At 66.0% G+C, this 573-nt stretch carries 1 pseudogene; it reads left to right on the forward strand.

What is annotated here, in order from left to right:
• A pseudogene (locus tag OM076_RS44565) lies at positions 1-573 on the forward strand (hypothetical protein); the annotation flags it as partial.

Below are 573 nucleotides of genomic sequence, written 5' to 3' on the forward strand. Positions count from 1 at the left end.
CAAGGGCACCACGACGGTGCTGGCGAACTTCGCCGACCCGGCGCTGCCGACGACGATGCGCCTGTACACCAACTCCGAGGACGGCCTCTACGGCCCGGGCCTGGACAACAACTTCGCGACCAACCACTGGGTGTACCTGTACTACGCGCCCCAGACGGTCACGAACGTGAAACTCTCCGACGGCTCGATCGTCACGCAGACGACGCCGAACACGACCGTGCCGAACTCGGCCGCGTCGCAGACGGCGTGGGATCCGTATGTGGGCTACTTCCAGCTCTCGCGCTTCAAGTTCGTCGACGACGCTCCGGGCGTCCCCGCGCACATCGACCTCGGCTCCGAGCAGCAGATCCTGCGGGTCTCCAACAACCGCCAGGAGTGCTGCCACGTCGCCGGTGACATCGACTTCGACAAGCACAACAACCTGTGGATGGTCACCGGTGACGACACGCCGGCGGCGGGCATCGATGCCAACGGCTACGGCCCGTTCGAGGATCAGCTCCTCGACGAGCAGCAGACCGTCCGCACGACCAACGCGACCGGCGGCACGTTCACGCTGACCTTCAACGGCCAGAC

Source organism: Solirubrobacter ginsenosidimutans, assembly GCF_027587205.1.